Origin of the sequence: Filimonas lacunae, assembly GCF_002355595.1 — a bacterium.
Classification (GTDB): domain Bacteria; phylum Bacteroidota; class Bacteroidia; order Chitinophagales; family Chitinophagaceae; genus Filimonas; species Filimonas lacunae.
In genome coordinates this window covers 7,364,044-7,382,125 of record NZ_AP017422.1, presented here as the reverse complement: position 1 = coordinate 7,382,125, position 18,082 = coordinate 7,364,044, and the positions used below count along the sequence as shown (strand labels likewise).

Annotated in this window: 10 protein-coding genes and 1 tRNA gene; 4 read left to right on the top strand and 7 right to left on the bottom strand. The window is 45.2% G+C overall.

Annotated features, from left to right (window positions below; genetic code table 11):
• Positions 1-25 precede the first annotated feature (25 nt).
• Positions 26-6,112 (bottom strand): HAMP domain-containing protein, encoded by a 6,087-nt coding sequence (locus FLA_RS29310; RefSeq protein WP_197705838.1) that lies wholly within the window; start codon positions 6,110-6,112, stop codon positions 26-28.
• Positions 6,113-6,237: 125 nt separating this feature from the next.
• On the opposite strand from FLA_RS29310, the gene FLA_RS29305 reads away from it, so the two are divergent.
• Positions 6,238-6,651 (top strand): response regulator, encoded by a 414-nt coding sequence (locus FLA_RS29305; RefSeq protein ID WP_076377045.1) that lies wholly within the window; start codon positions 6,238-6,240, stop codon positions 6,649-6,651.
• Positions 6,652-6,811: 160 nt separating this feature from the next.
• Here FLA_RS29305 and FLA_RS29300 read toward each other — a convergent pair whose 3' ends face one another.
• The 5 genes from FLA_RS29300 to FLA_RS31305 all read right to left on the bottom strand — a co-directional run bounded on the left by FLA_RS29300 (position 6,812) and on the right by FLA_RS31305 (position 12,482).
• On the bottom strand, positions 6,812-8,233 hold the full coding sequence (locus FLA_RS29300) for an RtcB family protein (protein WP_076377043.1): 1,422 nt from the start codon (positions 8,231-8,233) through the stop codon (positions 6,812-6,814).
• Positions 8,234-8,251: 18 nt separating this feature from the next.
• Positions 8,252-9,310: a nucleotidyltransferase domain-containing protein gene (locus FLA_RS29295; protein ID WP_076377041.1), complete on the bottom strand. Its 1,059-nt coding sequence runs from the start codon at positions 9,308-9,310 to the stop codon at positions 8,252-8,254.
• Positions 9,285-10,061, bottom strand: coding sequence for a nucleotidyltransferase domain-containing protein (locus FLA_RS29290; RefSeq protein ID WP_076377039.1), 777 nt, complete (start codon positions 10,059-10,061; stop codon positions 9,285-9,287). The genes FLA_RS29295 and FLA_RS29290 overlap by 26 nt, the downstream gene beginning before the upstream one ends.
• 11 nt (positions 10,062-10,072) lie before the next feature.
• A complete protein-coding gene (locus FLA_RS29285; RefSeq protein ID WP_076377037.1) occupies positions 10,073-12,280 on the bottom strand; it encodes a TerD family protein in 2,208 nt (735 codons plus the stop codon).
• A gap of 85 nt (positions 12,281-12,365) precedes the next feature.
• Positions 12,366-12,482 (bottom strand) — tRNA-OTHER (locus FLA_RS31305).
• Positions 12,483-12,751: 269 nt separating this feature from the next.
• Between FLA_RS31305 and FLA_RS29280 the strand changes: the two genes are divergently transcribed.
• The 3 genes from FLA_RS29280 to FLA_RS29270 all read left to right on the top strand — a co-directional run bounded on the left by FLA_RS29280 (position 12,752) and on the right by FLA_RS29270 (position 16,207).
• Positions 12,752-13,780: a helix-turn-helix transcriptional regulator gene (locus FLA_RS29280; RefSeq protein ID WP_076377033.1), complete on the top strand. Its 1,029-nt coding sequence runs from the start codon at positions 12,752-12,754 to the stop codon at positions 13,778-13,780.
• A 63-nt stretch (positions 13,781-13,843) separates the two neighbouring features.
• Positions 13,844-14,689: a methylated-DNA--[protein]-cysteine S-methyltransferase gene (locus FLA_RS29275; protein WP_076377031.1), complete on the top strand. Its 846-nt coding sequence runs from the start codon at positions 13,844-13,846 to the stop codon at positions 14,687-14,689.
• A gap of 66 nt (positions 14,690-14,755) precedes the next feature.
• On the top strand, positions 14,756-16,207 hold the full coding sequence (locus FLA_RS29270; protein ID WP_076377029.1) for an NAD-dependent succinate-semialdehyde dehydrogenase: 1,452 nt from the start codon (positions 14,756-14,758) through the stop codon (positions 16,205-16,207).
• Here the strand turns inward: FLA_RS29270 and FLA_RS29265 are convergent.
• The gene (locus tag FLA_RS29265; RefSeq protein ID WP_076377027.1) at positions 16,204-17,994 is read right to left on the bottom strand and encodes an AMP-dependent synthetase/ligase; all 1,791 of its coding nucleotides are present in this window, start codon (positions 17,992-17,994) and stop codon (positions 16,204-16,206) included. The genes FLA_RS29270 and FLA_RS29265 overlap by 4 nt on opposite strands.
• Positions 17,995-18,082 lie beyond the last annotated feature (88 nt).

The following is an 18,082-nucleotide window of genomic DNA, read 5'->3' as shown; positions in this document are numbered from 1 at the left end:
TTTTTTAGAAGCATACGTGAATAATTTACCTGTATAACCAAACGCGCATCAGTGACAACAGCTGATCAATTTTTAACGGCTTGGTTATATAATCCGAGGCTCCTGCTTCCAAACATTTCTCTCTATCCCCTTTCATAGCCTTAGCAGTTACTGCAATAATAGGCAACGCACTGTTCTTATGTTCCCTGCGTATCTTCTGCATGGTTTCATACCCATCCATTTCAGGCATCATAATATCCATCAATACAATATCAATATGGTTATTCTCATCCAGAATGTTCATCGCTTCCTTACCGCTTTCAGCAGTAATAGTGTTAATCTGATACCTTTCAAAAGCGGTGGTTAATGCAAACAGGTTACGCACATCATCATCCACCACCAATACATTTTTATGTATCAGCACATCTTTCTGCGAGCGCAGGTCTTCAATCAGCTTCCTTTTCTCCGGCAATAATGTGCTATGATTAATATGCAGCTGCATTATCGTTTCTTCCAGCAGCAGGTCTAAAGAATTCACCCCTTTCAGCAATATTTTATTGGCATACTGCTTTAGCTTAGACTTTTCTTTGTTGGAGAAATCTTTTGCCGAATATACAATCACCGGCGTTGCATTGTAAGGGTTTACATTCTGCACACTGGCTACAAACTCAGCCCCTTCAATATCAGGCAGCATAAAGTCTGCGATAATACAATCGTAAGCACGGTCATTGATCATATCCAATGCTGCTTGTCCGTTCTCGGCAAATTCCATCTGTATCAAGTCGCCATTGTCCAGTATACGCGCTATCTGTGATGCATCTGGCTCGTTGTCTTCTACCACCAGCACGTTTTTACGTGCACGGCTGCTTTGTTCGATAATACCGGAAAACAATATCGTCAGCTTCTCAGAAGTTAAAGGTTTCAGGTTAAAACTGCGTGCACCACGGTGCATAGCCAGCAATCTGTTTTCTTCGCCCGATATCAGGTGTATAGGAATATGACGCAGGTTAATATCGTTCTTAAACAAATCCAGCACACGCCATCCGCTGGCATCGGGCAGTTTTACATCCAGCGTTACCGCTATAGGGTTAAACTTATTGGTTAAATCAAACACCTCCCCAAAACTGGTAGCCACTACCACTTTCAGCCCCATCTCATGCGCTTTCTCCTGCATAATTTTGGCAAAGCGCACATCATCTTCCACTATCAGCACCACCTTGTCGTTCTCTACTATATGCGTTCTGTCGTCTCCTACTTCATTGATAATCTCATTCAACCCTTCCAGATCTTTTGCTTCCACCGCCTTCACAGTAGTTACCGACTGAATCACTTCTGCATCATACCCTTCCAGTAATTTATACTCGTTCACAGTAAGGCTGCTTTGCTTTTCCTTGCGTATAGTAGCCGGGTTGTACTGTAAAGGCAGGAATAAAGTAAAGGTGCTTCCATGCCCGGTTTCGCTTTCCAGTTCAATAGAACCACCCAACAGATCGGCCAGACCGCGGCTGATAGATAAACCTAAGCCCGTACCGCCATACTTACGGCTGGTAGAGCCTTCCGCCTGTTGAAACGCTTCAAATATGATATTTTGCTTGTCTTTAGAGATACCGATACCCGTGTCCTTAATCTCAAACGCCACCACCCTGTCTGCACTCTCCAGGCTATGGCTCAGCAAACGCCAGTTACGTTTGGCTTCATAAATGCGCAGGCGCACTTCACCTTTTTCAGTAAACTTAAAGGCGTTAGACAACAGATTCTTCAATATCTGGTTTAAGCGTTGTACATCTGTTTCCAGTGTTTGTGGCAGCATGTCTTCCACATCAATGCTAAAGCGCAGGCTTTTACTTTCTGATATATGCTTAAAGGTAGTTTCCACAAAGCCTATCACCTCGCTAAAGCGCACTTTAATAAAGTCGGTAGAGATATAACCCGATTCAATTTTAGAAAGATCCAAAATATCATTAATCAACTGGATCAGATCATCCCCGCAACTGTGAATGGTTTTTGCATACCGCACCTGCTTCTCGTTCAGGTTGCCATCAGGGTTTTCATACAGCTGTTGCGCTAATATCAGCAAGCTGTTCAACGGTGTACGCAACTCGTGCGACATGTTGGCCAAAAACTCAGATTTATACTTAGAGGTCAATTGCAGCTGTTCTGCTTTTTCTTCCAGCGACTTCCTGGCTTCCTCCACTTCTTTGTTCTTGCCTTCCACTTCATCTTTTTGCTTCACCAGCAGGTGAGCTTTATCCTGCAACTCTTCGTTGGTTCTTCTTAACTCATCGGCCAGTGATTGTGATTGCTCTAACAGATGCTCCGTACGGGAGTTGGCTTCAATGGTATTTAATACAATACCAATACTTTCTGTTAACTGTCCTAAAAAGTCAAGGTGTGTTTGGCTGAACGAATCAAAAGAAGCCAGTTCAATTACCGCTTTAATTTCTGTTTCAAACAATACCGGTAATACAATCAGGTTAATAGGCGGCGCTTCACCCAGGCCCGAACCTATCTTAATATAATTAGAAGGAACATTCGTTAATAGTATACGCTCTTTTTCAACAGCCACCTGGCCTACCAGGCCTTGTCCTAATTCAAATTCGCGCGACAGGTTTACTTCATCACCATACGCATAGGCCGCAAACAGTTTCAGCTTAGGTGTTTTGTAATCATCTTCCTGCTCCAGGATATAAAACATACCCTTTTGTGCATTTACCACCTGTGCCAGCTCGGAAAGGATACGGCGTGTTACCGTGTTCAGATCTTTCTGGCCCTGCAGCATTTGTGTAAACTTAGCCAGGTTCGATTTCAACCAGTCCTGTTCCTGGTTACGCAGCGTGGTTTGTTTCAGGTTGGCGATCATCTGGTTGATGGTATCTTTCAGCTGTTCCACCTCACCCTTCGCTTCCACACGAATCATCTGTGTTAAATCACCTTTGGTTACCGCACTGGCCACCGCCGAAATAGCACGTACCTGTGTAGTCAGGTTTTCAGCCAGCTGGTTTACGTTCTCCGTAAGGTTCTTCCATATACCCGATGCACCCGGCACACTTGCCTGGCCGCCCAGTCTACCTTCTACACCCACTTCACGGGCCACGGTAGTTACCTGGTCGGCAAACAACGCCAGGGTATCAATCATTTCATTAATGGTTTCTGTTAACTGTGCCACCTCACCACGCGACACGATGCTTAACTTCTGCTTCAGGTTTCCGGTAGCCACCGCGGTTACCACCTTGGCAATACCCCTTACCTGGTTGGTAAGGTTAGAAGCCATCATGTTCACCGAATCGGTTAAGTCTTTCCAGGTACCACCCACGCCTTGCACCTCTGCTTGTCCACCCAGCTTACCTTCCGTACCCACTTCACGCGCTACACGCGTTACCTCAAACGCAAAAGAGTTCAGCTGATCCACCATCGTGTTAATGGTGTTCTTCAAATCAAATATCTCCCCCTTTACATCAATGGTTACTTTCTTCGATAAGTCACCCGATGCCACCGCCTTGGTTACCTCGGCAATGTTACGCACCTGCCCCGTAAGGTTACCCGTCATCTGGTTTACCGAGTCGGTAAGGTCTTTCCAGGTACCGGCCACACCAGGCACAAACGCCTGGCCACCCAGTTTACCATCCGTACCCACCTCACGCGCCACACGCGTTACTTCCGATGCAAACGCACGAAGCTGATCCACCATCGTGTTCAGCGTTTCTTTTAATTGCAATATCTCCCCACGCACATCCACCGTAATCTTACGGCTCATATCCCCATTCGCCACCGCAATAGCCACATCGGCAATGTTACGCACCTGGGCAGTAAGGTTACCCGCCATCATGTTTACCGAGTCGGTTAAATCTTTCCAGGTACCACCTACACCCGGCACGTTTGCCTGGCCACCCAGCTTACCTTCCGTACCCACTTCACGCGCCACACGCGTTACTTCCGATGCAAAGGAACGCAGCTGCTCCACCATCGTGTTAATCGTATTCTTCAGCTCCAGGATCTCTCCTTTTACATCTACTTCAATCTTGCGCGACAAGTCACCATTCGCTACCGCCGTAGTAACCTCCGCAATGTTACGCACCTGCGAAGTAAGGTTAGAGGCCATGATGTTTACCGAATCCGTTAAGTCTTTCCATAAACCTTCCACACCCGGTACATCTGCCTGGCCACCCAGCTTACCTTCCGACCCCACTTCACGCGCCACCCGAAACACTTCCGATCCAAAGGAGTTCAACTGATCCACCATCGTGTTAATGGTGTTCTTTAATTCCAGAATTTCCCCTTTTACATCCACCGTAATCTTGCGCGACAAATCACCTTTCGCCACCGCCGTAGTTACCTCGGCAATGTTACGTACCTGGGCAGTAAGGTTACTTCCCATCTGGTTTACCGACTCTGTTAAGTCTTTCCAGGTACCACCCACGCCCTGCACTTTCGCCTGGCCACCGAGCTTACCTTCTGTACCCACCTCCAATGCCACACGCGTTACTTCCGATGCAAAAGAGTTCAGCTGATCCACCATCGTGTTAATGGTTTTCTTCAGCTCCAATATCTCACCGGCAACATCCACCGTAATTTTCTTAGATAAGTCACCATTCGCCACCGCCGTAGTTACCTCGGCAATGTTACGCACCTGCGCAGTAAGGTTACTTCCCATCTGGTTTACCGAATCGGTCAAATCCTTCCAGGTACCGCCCACACCCTGCACTTTCGCCTGGCCACCCAGTTTACCTTCCGTACCCACTTCCAATGCCACACGCGTTACTTCCGATGCAAAAGAGTTCAGCTGATCCACCATCGTGTTAATGGTTTTCTTCAGCTCTAATATCTCACCGGCAACATCCACCGTAATTTTCTTGGATAAGTCACCATTGGCCACCGCCGTAGTTACCTCGGCAATATTACGCACCTGGGCTGTAAGGTTACCCGCCATTTGGTTTACCGAATCGGTCAAATCTTTCCATACACCACCCACGCCTTTTACCGTGGCCTGTCCACCCAGTTTACCTTCCGAACCTACCTCACGCGCCACACGCGTTACTTCCGCCGAGAAGGAGTTCAACTGATCCACCATGGTGTTAATGGTATTTTTCAGTTCCAGGATTTCTCCTTTTACGTCCACCGTAATCTTACGCGACAAGTCGCCACGTGCCACCGCAGTAGTTACCTCCGCAATGTTACGCACCTGGCCCGTAAGGTTACTGGCCATTTTATTTACAGAATCAGTTAAGTCTTTCCACGTACCGGCCACACCTTTTACTTCTGCCTGGCCACCCAGCTTACCATCGGTACCCACTTCCCGCGCCACACGCGTTACTTCCGATGAAAAAGAGTTCAGCTGATCCACCATCGTATTAATAGTATCCTTCAGCTCCAATATCTCGCCCTGCACATCCACCGTAATCTTCTTCGACAAATCCCCTTTTGCCACCGCGGTAGTTACCTCCGCAATGTTACGAACCTGCGCAGTAAGGTTACCCGCCATCTGGTTCACCGAATCGGTCAGATCTTTCCATACACCCGCCACATCTTTCACCTTGGCCTGGCCGCCCAGTTTACCTTCCGATCCCACTTCGCGCGCCACACGGGTTACCTCACGGGAAAACAGGTTTAGCTGTTTCACCATTTCGTTCACCTCGGTGGCAATACGCGCAAACTCCCCCTGTAAAACGTGGTCTTCTATCTGTAATGGCATTTCCTGCGACAGATTTCCCTTTGCCACAGAGCTGATTACGTGTGCAATTTCAATGGTGGGATGAACCAGATCGGAGATCAGGCTATTAATAGAACCTACCGCCACACTCCACGAGCCTCTGGCGCTTCGCGGCATTTCTACACGGTGGTTGAGCCTGCCTTTTTTACCAATAGTATTACGGGCGAGCATTAATTCTTCCACTAATAATTCATTCAGCGATATAATCTCATTTACGGTATCACAGATTTTACCGCTTAACCCTGTACTATCGCCAGGCATTCGCACACTAAAGTTTCCATTCTTAACATCCAGTAACACCCTCAATAGTTCAGGAGTATCTAATTCTTCGCTGTGCGACTTTTTCGCAGATCCATTTTGCGGAATATTTTCCACAGTATCAGTTGGTAAAGAGACTTTTGCAGTTCTCTTTTTGGGAGCAGTCATGAAAGGTATTAGAGTTTAAACTTGATAAAAGATAAAAATATCTGTTCAGGTTATCGAGAAGCATTGCTTTCATATGAAAACCAAATAGTAATTTAGCAGCACCTTTCATATAACCATTTAATTTGATGCAATTTTTAGGCCATTTAAACAGGCTGATTTTGTTGGCTGAGGACGACAGTGACGATCAGGAACTATTAGAAAGCGCGTTTGGAGAAATTGATCCGTCGTGGCAGGTTGTATGTATACCTAATGGAAGAAAGTTTGTGTCGTACTTAGACACTATACAGGATAAAGACCTTCCCGCTTTGCTGGTGCTGGACTATAATATCCCGGAATTAACAGGAGTGGAAGTTGTAAAGGAACTGAATAATCATTCCCGCTACCAGGAGATACCCAAAATTATATGGAGCACTTCCAGCTCACCGGTATTTAAAGCCATGAGTATGGAACTAGGTGCAGCTGATTATATTACCAAACCCAATGATGTAGCTTCTTTCTTAACTATAGCTAAGTATATGCTCTCGTTTGTAAAAGCATAATATTTTTACTGATATAACATCAGCTACACACATTCCTTTTATACAAAAGCAGGAAAAACAACTTCCCCTGCACAGGCCCTAAATAAAACCTGAACAAAGCGGGAAGCAGCTTTTCCTGCAACACTATCAGATTACCTTATATAAGGCATCTGTTGATGAATTAATCTTCTTTGCTGCCATCATCTGCCATACGCACCATTTTAGGTTCAAAACGGGCAACAACATCTACCAGGTCATGCTGGGCAGCCATTACTTTATGAATATCCTTATACGCCATAGGCGCTTCATCCAAACCGGCCCCGATTAAGGTAACACCATGCTCTTTCAACACCGCCTTCATATCCTGCTGCGATATCTGCTGAATAGCCTTGGTACGGCTTAACTGGCGTCCGGCACCATGCGAAGCGGAGTTAATAGCATCTTCATTCCCTTTACCTCTTACCAGGAAGCCTGGCGCTGTCATGCTACCCGGAATAATACCCATCACATCTTTACCGGCTGGCGTGGCTCCTTTTCTATGCACAATCACTTCTTCACCATGCCATTGCTCTTTCCAGGCAAAGTTATGGTGGTTTTCCACCTTGGCTAATACACGCGCCCCTACGGCCGCGGTTAACTTATTATGAATTACTTCGTGACATGCCGAAGCATAATCGCCTGCCAGGTTCATAGCCAGCCAGTATTCCTGCCCGGCTTCTGATGCCATATCCAGGTAGGCCAGGTTAGCAGCCTCTTTAGGTAAACGGCAAATATCTTTTGCCAGCCTGGTATAATATCCTGCTATAGTAGCCCCCAAACCTCTCGATCCGGAATGCGATAACAAAGCCAGGTATTTACCCTTTTCTATATTCAATACTTCGTCACGCTGTTCAAATTCAATAATACCCCATTCCACAAAGTGGTTACCTCCCCCCGAAGATCCCAGTTGTGATGCAGCTTTATCCTGCAGATTTTTAACAAACGGGGTAATATTGAATTCGCTCCGGTCTAATACCGCATGGTCAGCTTTATAACGGCCATGAAAACCATGTCCCGCACCAAACTTGGTATGCGCTATCAGTTCACGTTTATAAATAGCTTCGTTCTCATAGAAATGTTCTGCCGGGATATCAAATACCGATAACGCCATTCTACAACCGATATCCACACCCACGCCATAAGGAATAATAGCGTTACGGGTAGCCAGCACACCACCTATAGGTAAGCCATATCCCTGGTGCGCATCAGGCATTAATGCCCCTGCCACCGTAACGGGCAATTGCATCGCTATTGCCATTTGCTTACCTGCGCCTTCCTCTATATAATCCGCACCATATACGGCATATTCTCTTTTTTCTTCTATCAGGGCAATAGTAGTATCTACCGGCTTATTCAATTCTTCAATCAGGGCTGTAGCTAATGACTCCATATGCTCGTCATCCAAAAAGTTCTCCGGATACTGTTTCACCTTCGTTAGCAATGCCAGCAATTCTTCCCGTGTTATATCCGGCAATGCTGCCGCCGCTTTCAAGGCTTCCCCCAACACACGGCCTTCGGTATAACCAATGGCCAGTAAATCATCTCCGTTTATCTCTGTTTTCATAAGTTCCGTTTTATATAGTTAGCTATATAGTTTATCACGCATAGCCACTAATATGTTTTCAATCTTGTCTTTATCAGGTGTTTGCTGCAAAGCGGTATCCCTGTAGGCTATTACCAGCTTTTCCTGTAAGTCTTCTGCCATTTGCAACAGTTGCTCATAACTGTAAGCGCCCGATTTAATAGCCAGCAACTCCTCCCTGTTCGGGCGTTTTACCACCAGCGTTCCTGTTCTTGCTATTTCCTCTGCCACCTGCAACAGTCGTATCGTGTGCATCATGTTTTTAGCATCATACTCCCCGCCATGTGCCTGGTTACTCTGATAACGATCTTCATTGCGTTTCTCCATCCACTCCCAGTATTCGCGGTATTCTTTGCAATACATAGAGTAGCCATCTATATTACAATGAAGATAAGCGACTATCTTTTCCCCTTTCGGAATAGAAGACAAACAAACTTCATTTGCCAGTTCACTGCTTACTATACCGCGATATTTCAGGGTGTTATCGACATCGTAATACAAAGCATACAATCCTTTTGCATGTGACATAGCTGCCAGCCCGCAGCGCTCCTGTTGCCATCCCTGCGCTATAAGCCAGGCAGGTAAAGCAATGGCATCCTGCCCTTGCATCACATAGCAAAAATCCAATACCCCTTTGCGCTCTTTCTCTACCGGCCGCATCATTTTTTTATTCAGCCCCCTGGCTTTCTTTATCTGTGTAAGTGCATAGTTGCCAAAAGTTTCCTTGCACAAAGCAGATAAAAACAGGTCAGGCGACAATTGCTGCATTAGCGGGTGCCTGTATAAAACACAGTTATCCGGCGCGGCCAGCAGTTCCAGTATGTTAGGGTTGTTTTTTAGAAGCAGGGCCATAAACTTTCCCAATTCGTAGTATACCTCATCATTGGTGCTGTTACTTACCTGGTCAATATAATCCAGCCCATAAAACTTTTCTTTAGGCCAATAATAAACACCCCTGATATCGGTATCAGACTGTGCAGTAGCCAGCCCGTAAGCCCTGCTACCGCTTACACATTCCAGCAACAATAACCCTTTATCTTTCAATTCCTGAATAGTCATATTCCTGTAGTGTTTTTATAAAGAACGCATCCAGTTTGTCTACACTTGTGTTTCTCTTTTCCAGTCCGCTGATAGCTGCGTTGCATTCCGCGATAGTAGCATTGATATAGTTTTTCAACAGATCACTTGCAGCTACCTCCTGTTTTTCTTTAGCGGTGGCCTTAAACAATACCAGCTCTTTCACATGCTGTTGCAAAGCTTCCGGCAAGATACACAACAGATCATCAATAGTCAACGGTGCTATCCCCCTTGTATCAAGGTTCCATTTTGCCGACAACAACGACCTTATGATATAAAACAATGCCTTTATCGTAAGGGGCGCACCGGTCATTTCTTCACCGGTAAGCTTTCTTACCATGCCCATATAATGGCACGCACTCACCCGCACATCCAAATAATCAGGAGCCAGATTGTGCAACCCATCTAAAAAACCTTCCTTCTCTTTATATACTATAGGCGACTGCATCCATTCAAAAGGAGTGGCATTCGACTTTCGCATCAACTGCAATACCTTCCTCAAATCCCAGCCATATATATCCAGTTCATCTACTATAGGTAAACTGATATGATCTTCTTTTTCTGCTATAGACCAATACGCGTTCCTGTTATGTACATATATAAACCGTACATCAAAATCGCTATCGGGTGAAGGAAACTGCCACGCCCTGCTTCCCGATTCGCAGGAGTACAGTATTTTCACCTGGTACTCCCGCTCTATATCTTTCAGTTTTTGTTCTATTCTATTTCTCATACCTCTCTCCTTTAATCAATTAACAATTGCGTTACCGCTGCCGTATTAAATGCCCATTCTTTCGAATACACTTCATCGGCCTCCTCAGCTGCATTGGCCAAAGCCAGTTGCTGCGCTGCTGCTTTCATAGTTAACAGCTGTCCTATGGTAGTTTTAGCGGCCAGCTTTCTCAACAACAAGGTTACCCCGTTGGTATCCATACACTGAACAATCGGACCATCAAACGGCATTTCCAGCCACACCACTTCATTACGTTCCACATCCAGTACACCAAACACCAGCCCTTTATCTAACTTGTTCACCACACGCACCTGGTGTTGCACATGTGCAGGGTTATAAGCCACTCCCGTTCTCTCCGAAATTTTCATCGGATGCCTGCTGTTCATCCAACCCACTACCAGGTTGGGCGTAATAGCACCCGCAGTATAGGCGTTACAGGAGAATATCACATAACCCGCACCTGCTTTTCGTAATACTGCCGTATCTATTTCTATATATTCGGCTGTACCTACTTTATCAGGAATAGACCGGATATCTCCGCTATGCTTACAACCAGTTATTACCAACGAGCTATAAGAACATCTATCCACGCTGCTAGCATAAGTAACCAGGCAGCTTAAATCCATATCCAGGTGAGCGGCTGCCAACCCTGTACCCCACTGCATAAACAAACGAACCGTATTGCTTTCCAGTTTAAAACGGGTACCCATTAATGCCGCCGGCATATCCTGCACACTGCTGCTTCTATCGCCTATGGACAATGGAATCTGGAATAATTCTGGAGCAATGAACATGCTTTTGTTACTGTTAGGTATTTTTTCAAAACGCTTTTTCACCGCCAGCAAACACAATGCTCTTACTTCTTTACGCATAGCATCCAGATCGTCCTGTTCATATATGCTTAACAATATATTCCCTGGTACCACTTTCTGAATACCTCCTAAAGGCTTTACTACACGTGTGCTGTTTTTAGTAAAATAGTCTTCTGCATACATATCCAGCGTTATTAACAAGCGTGCAGGCACCTTATCAATAATATCTGCAAATGCAACTGCCGTCTCTTCTTTTCCAAACCACAGCATATTGGCAAACAGCGAACGCGCAAATAAACCCGGACGTTGTTTCAACAGTTGAAAAGTAGCATCAGCATCATACTGATTTCTCCCCTTATTCACCTGACCCTGCCATACACTATACTCTTCGTTATAGAACTTATCCAATACCGATTTCAGTTTTTCAAAACCAGCACGCTGGCTATACTCCGGCAAACGCAATGCACGTATAAAACGCACCCACATAGCTCTTTTAGCATGCATTACTTCACACATAGCATTATCGCTCATAGGCAGGTGGTTTAACCACTGTGCTATCACCACACTTTGCTTCCGGGTATATTTCAGTTTCAGCTTTTCTTTCGCCTGTAATTTGTTCGCTACTGTTCTGTTACGCACATAACGTTTGGCCATTACAGCAGGCTCTATGATCTGCAAAAAACCAGTATGCTTAAACCACAGGTAACGCATGATATCAGCAGGGCTGCTAAACAAAGCCTGAGCATCCTGTGCTTTATCCAAAGCCACCAGTTTATCAATCACCGCCATACGGGTTTCCTTCATCGCAATATCTACCATTGGTAATGGAAAAACATCCAGCAATGCATTCAGGCTTTCTGTTTGTGTAGCATCCAGTGCCGTTTTAGACAACAGCAGATCATATAAAAATGCTTCCGCATCTTTCTCTGTCCACAATTCCAGCACTTTCAGCTTACCATTGTTTTTGGTCAGCTTCAATTCTTCTGTAATAAAAGGCATACCGCAATAAGGGCATCCGTTATAACGCTCTAATGGAAAAGTATTGGCAGGTATAATATGCCCACACTCCAGGCGGGTTCCTTTACCCTGGAACAGATTGGTAAAGTAGGTGATAATATGATCCAGCAAGTTTTCACCGGTAGCATTACCCCAATCTTTCACCAGCGGCGCCCAGTTTTTGTTTACGCCCATCACCTCTTTCATAGTAGCCAGCACCTGCGCATGATAAGCAGGCGTAGCACCGCCTAATGCATACAACAGATCAGGCGACACGCCATAACCCAGTTTAGCCAGGTTAGCCACCAGCACAGCACAAGTGCCTGTTAAACTTCCCGCCTGCACTTTACGGGCAGCAGCAGGAACAAACAATGCTTTTTGACGTAAACTCACCTGTAATAAACCTTTCATAATTGCTGTTTTTTAAACCAGATAATGTTGCTACTGCTGTCTTCCTAATAGATGTTTGAAGTAAGTAACAATTGACCTAAGTAAGTAAAGCAGGCTGGACTCGAACCAACATCCCATGTATCCCTTAAGTAGTAAGTTTGATTTGACCGGAACGATAATTACAAAACTTATTACATTGCTCTACCAATTGAGCTACTGCTTTATATTCGAAGAGGTAATGGAATCAGTGGAACTTAAAAGGGTTTTTGAAGTAACTTATTCTTGACCAACCTTCGATACATCAAAGATGGCCCTGCCACTACGCAAGGGATGTGCGCAGAAAAAAATCTTTTCCAAACAAGGCTACAAAAAATTGTTTTTCAATCAGTTAGCACACAAAAAACTTTCCACCACTTTACAAATTATTTATTTGCGCAATTCCACTGCGCAGTTTGCATGGTATCTTTTATTTTTAAACCCACAATACACGTTATGTCTATTAACAAACTAGCCCTTATCCGTTATAAAACCATTGATGATTGTTTAAGAAACCGTCGCAGAAAATGGACACTCGACGACATCATTGAAAAAGTAAGTGAAGTATTATATGACAATGAAGGCATTGAAAACGGTGTAAGCAAACGCACCATACAGGCCGACATTCAACTGATGCGCAGCGATAAATTAGGATACAATGCCCCCATTATTGTGATGGATAAAAAGTATTACACCTACGAAGATGCCGAGTATAGCATTACTCAAACACCCATTAACGATGCAGATGTAGAAAAGATGAAAGTGGTGGTGGGATTGCTGAAACAATTCAACGGGTTCAGCTATTTTGAAGAGATGAGCGAAATTATTGCCCGGCTGGAAAACAACCTGTATTACAGCACACATCAAAGCCGCAACTGCATTCAGTTTGAAGACAATAAACAACTCCGGGGTTTACAGCATATCAACCCGCTATACCAGCATATACTGCATCAAAGAACACTGTTTATAGAATACCAGTCGTTCAAAGCCCTACAGCCACGCAAGGAGATTTATCACCCTTACCTGCTGAAAGAATACCGCAACCGCTGGTTCCTGCTGGCCAAACCTAAAAGAGGAAATCATTTGTTAACACTGGCACTAGACAGGATACTTAATTTTGAACCAGCCCCTGATGAAAAATTTGTAGAATATAAAGGCATAGACTTCGATACCTATTTCAGCGATTTAATAGGAGTTACCAAAACTCAAAAGGATAAAACCTATAAGGTAGTTCTGCATGTAAACAAGTATAACGCACCCTATGTAATTACCAAGCCCTTGCACGCTTCGCAAGAAGTATTGAAAGAAGACGAAACAGGTATTATCATCCGTATAGAAGTGGTACTGAATTTTGAACTGGAAAGGGAAATCCTGGGCTTTGGCGAATGTATGAAAGTGTTATCTCCCCGTCTGCTGGCTTCTAAAATAAAGAAACGCATAGCCGCTTCCATGGATAGATACGATGCAGCAGCGCAAACGGAATAAGCAAGAAACGGGTTGCCTGCGCATCTATGCAAAGGTACCTTTGGTAAGTATAAGCAACGTAATATGGAAACGCAACAACAAACACACTATAACAGCATTGCACAGGCAATAGATTATATACAGCAGCACCTCACACAACAACCTTCGCTGGAAGAGGTGGCTGCGCACGTGCATATCAGCCCTTACCATTTTCAACGCCTGTTTACAGAATGGACCGGTGTAAGCCCTAAAAAGTTTCTGCAATACCTCAGCCTGGAACATGCCAAGCATATACTTAAAACCAGACAATACACTTTATCCGACGCCGCCTTCGAAACTGGCCTATCCGGCACCGGCCGCCTGCACGACCTGTTTATGAATATAGAAGGTATGACGCCCGGGGAGTACAAAAACGGTGGCCAGGCGCTCAGCATACACTACAGCTTTGCCGAAAGCCCTTTCGGACCATTTATAATAGCATCTACCACTAAAGGCATTTGCTATATGGCTTTTGCCGAAGAGCCACAGCAGGCATTTGTTCAACTACAACACCAGTTTCCTAATGCCCACTTTGAGCAAATGACCGACAGGATACAACAGAACGCCCTATTCCTATTTACGCAGGATTGGAGCAAGCTATCCGAAATAAAACTGCATTTAAAAGGCACCGCTTTTCAGCTGAAAGTGTGGGAAGCCTTATTAAAAATACCCATGGGGCACCTCACCACCTATTCTGATATAGCCAATGCCCTGCAACATCCACGCGCCAGCCGTGCAGTAGGCACTGCTGTAGGTGATAACCCGGTGGCTTTTCTTATTCCCTGCCATCGTGTAATACGCACCAGCGGCGCTTTAGGTGGTTACCATTGGGGGCTTACCCGCAAAACTGCCATTATAGGCTGGGAAAGCGCCAAAGCCGACAATCATTAAGCCCATTTTTAACACAACCATTTCTGGCATCGTTTTGTTAGTATTGCTTTTTATAACAATACTATTATGCAACTCACATATCCGGCTTTACTGCAACAAGGTATTTTTATCAATAACAACTGGCAAACAGGCGCGGCTACCTTTCCCGTATACAATCCCGCCAACGGCGAGGTTATCACCAACGTATATAACGCAGGCGTTGCCGAAACGGAACAGGCCATACAAGCCGCTGATGCCGCTTTTCCAGCCTGGAGCAATAAACCCGCCAAGGAACGAAGCGACATTCTTAAAAAGTGGTACCAGCTAATTATACAACACAGCAATGATCTGGCTTTATTACTTACTACCGAACAAGGCAAGCCACTTACAGAAGCCAAAGGAGAAGTACAGTACGGTGCGTCTTTTATTGAATGGTTTGCCGAAGAGTGCCGCCGCACTTACGGACAGGTGATACCCGCCCCGGTAGCCGACAGGCGTTTCTTTACCATCAAACAGCCCATTGGTGTTGTAGCTGCCATTACCCCCTGGAACTTCCCCATAGCTATGATCACCCGCAAAATAGCGCCAGCCCTGGCAGCTGGCTGTACGGTAGTACTAAAGCCCGCAGAAGACACACCTTTATGCGCCCTGGCTTTAGCCCAGCTGGCTAAAGAAGCAGGACTACCTGCCGGCGTATTAAATGTGATCACCACTTTACAAGCTGCGGAAACAGGCAAGCTGTTAACCACACACCCGGCTGTACATAAAATCTCTTTTACAGGCTCTACCGAGGTAGGCCGCATACTGATGCAGCAGTCCTCTTCTACCCTTAAAAAGTTATCACTGGAACTGGGCGGCAATGCCCCCGCTATTGTGTTTAACGATGCCGATCTGCAGCAGGCCGTAAAAGGCACACTGGCCAGCAAATACCGCAATGCCGGGCAAACCTGTGTATGCGCCAATCGTGTGCTGGTGCAAAAAGACATTTACCCTGCCTTTATGAAAGCCTACCAGGAAGCCGTTATGGCTATGCAAGTAGGCAACGGCACTACTGATGGCGTAACCATAGGCCCACTGATTAACCAGGACGCCATCGACAAAATACAGAAGCTGTTAAAAGATGCGTTTGACAAAGGAGCAGAGCTGCTCTGTGGCGGTAAGGTACATAGTGCAGGCCCGCTGTTTTTCGAGCCTACTATTATCACCCACTGCACACCCGAAATGGAGTTAAGCAGGGAAGAAATCTTTGGCCCTGTAAGTGCTGTATATGTGTTTGAAACCGTGGAAGAAGCTATTGCCTTAGCCAATAATACCGAATATGGATTAGCCGCTTATTTCTTTTCAAAAGATGTGCAACAGGTATGGCGTATTGCGGAGCAGTTGCAGTATGGCATTATTGGAATAAATGAAGGAATTATCTCTTTTGCAGAAGTACCGTTTGGTGGTATTAAACAAAGCGGATATGGAAAAGAAGGTAGTTTCTATGGTATAGAAGACTACCTTATTACCAAATACCTTTGTTTAGGCGGCATTCACTAACCGCCCTCATAAATATGCTCAATAGCATCTTTATATTTCTCCATAATCACTTTCCTTTTCAGGCTTAATTTAGGAGTCATTTCACCTGATTCAATACTCCATTCGCGTGGCAGCAGTTCAAATTTCTTGACCTGCTCTACGTGGTTGAAGTTTTCATTCAGGCTTTCTACTATTTCTTTATACTTTTCTATCACCTTCTCGTTCTTCACCACATCTTCATGGTTGTTGAACGGAATATTGTTTCGCTTCATCCATTTTTCCAACGTACTGAACGAAGGCACAATCAGTGCGCCTACAAATTTTCTTTCCGGCCCCACCACCAGCACCTGTTCAATGAAAGCATTCTCTTTCATCTTGTTTTCAATGGGCTGTGGCGCCACGTACTTACCACCACTGGTTTTAAACAGCTCTTTCTTGCGGTCGGTGATCTTCAACATGCCTTCATCCCACACACCTATATCACCTGTATGTAACCAGCCGTCTGTCACCGCTTCTGCAGTAAGGTCGGGCCTTTTATAATATCCTTTCATTACACTAGGGCCTTTCACACATATCTCACCGTCTTCGGCCAGTTTCACTTCCAGGCCATCGATTGGCGGGCCCACAGTGCCAAATTTCTTCCATTTGTTATCGCGCCTGTTCACGCATATCACCGGGCTGTTTTCCGTAGGCCCGTACCCTTCATATACCGGCACACCCGCCGCACTAAAAATGCGCAGCAGCTTTGCCTGGCAGGCCGCACCACCGGTTACAATAAAAGAGATATTGCCCCCCAATGCTTCGCGCCACTTGCTAAACACCAGTTTATTGGCAATGGTCAGTTGCAGGTTGTACCATGCACCGCCACTTACCCGGTTATCATATTTCTCGGCCAAACCTACCGACCAGTAAAACAGTTTACGTTTAATACCGGTAAGCTGGCTACCTGTGTTCATAATTTTTTCAAATACCTTTTCCAGCAAACGGGGCACCGTGGTAAAGCCGTTCGGCTTCACTTCTTTCAGGTTGTCGCCAATGGTATCCATGCTTTCAGCATAATAAATACCAATGCCGCTATACAGGTAAATGTAGGTAACACATTTTTCAAAGATGTGATTCAATGGCAAAAAGCTCAACACCTTATGGTCCGGCGCATCTTCAAAAGGAAAACTGATTTTACTTAAGTACGCATTACTTACAATGTTCTGATGGGTAAGCATTACGCCCTTAGGTGTACCTGTTGTTCCAGACGTGTAAATGATGGTAGCTACATGACTATCCGGAATGCGCGCTTTCACACCCTCCACATCATGTAAAGAAGCATCCCCGGCCGGCACCAGCAAATCTGCCCAATGTGCCACACCTTCTACCTTATCGAACGTATATATGTTTTTAAGAGTAGATATCAATGGTAAGATATCCTTCACCTTATCGTATAACTCTCTGCTGCTGATGAAAATGTGTTTAACCGCGGCATCGTTTAAAATAAACTCTATTTCGTGCGCGTTGGTGGTAGGATATAAAGGCACCAGGATAGCCCCGGTCTGCTGCACGGCCAGATCGGTAAATACCCATTCCGGTCGGTTATTACTGATAATAGCAATTTTATCTGCACTATCCTCGTCAAACTGATTACCGCTTACACCCAGTTTCAACAACCCGGCGCTAAAGCGATTCACAATTCCTGCCACATCTCCTGTGCTATAAGTTTTCCATTGGCCATTTACTTTGCTGGCCAACATATCCGGTTTGGGAAACTTTTGTAACTGGTACGTTACTGCGTCAAAAAGTCGTTTACATTCCTTCATACTGCAAGAATCAAATGTATATGCAATTACCCATTTAAGATAGTTATTATACGGGAAATAAAAAAGTTCCTGCCACTACAGCAGGAAC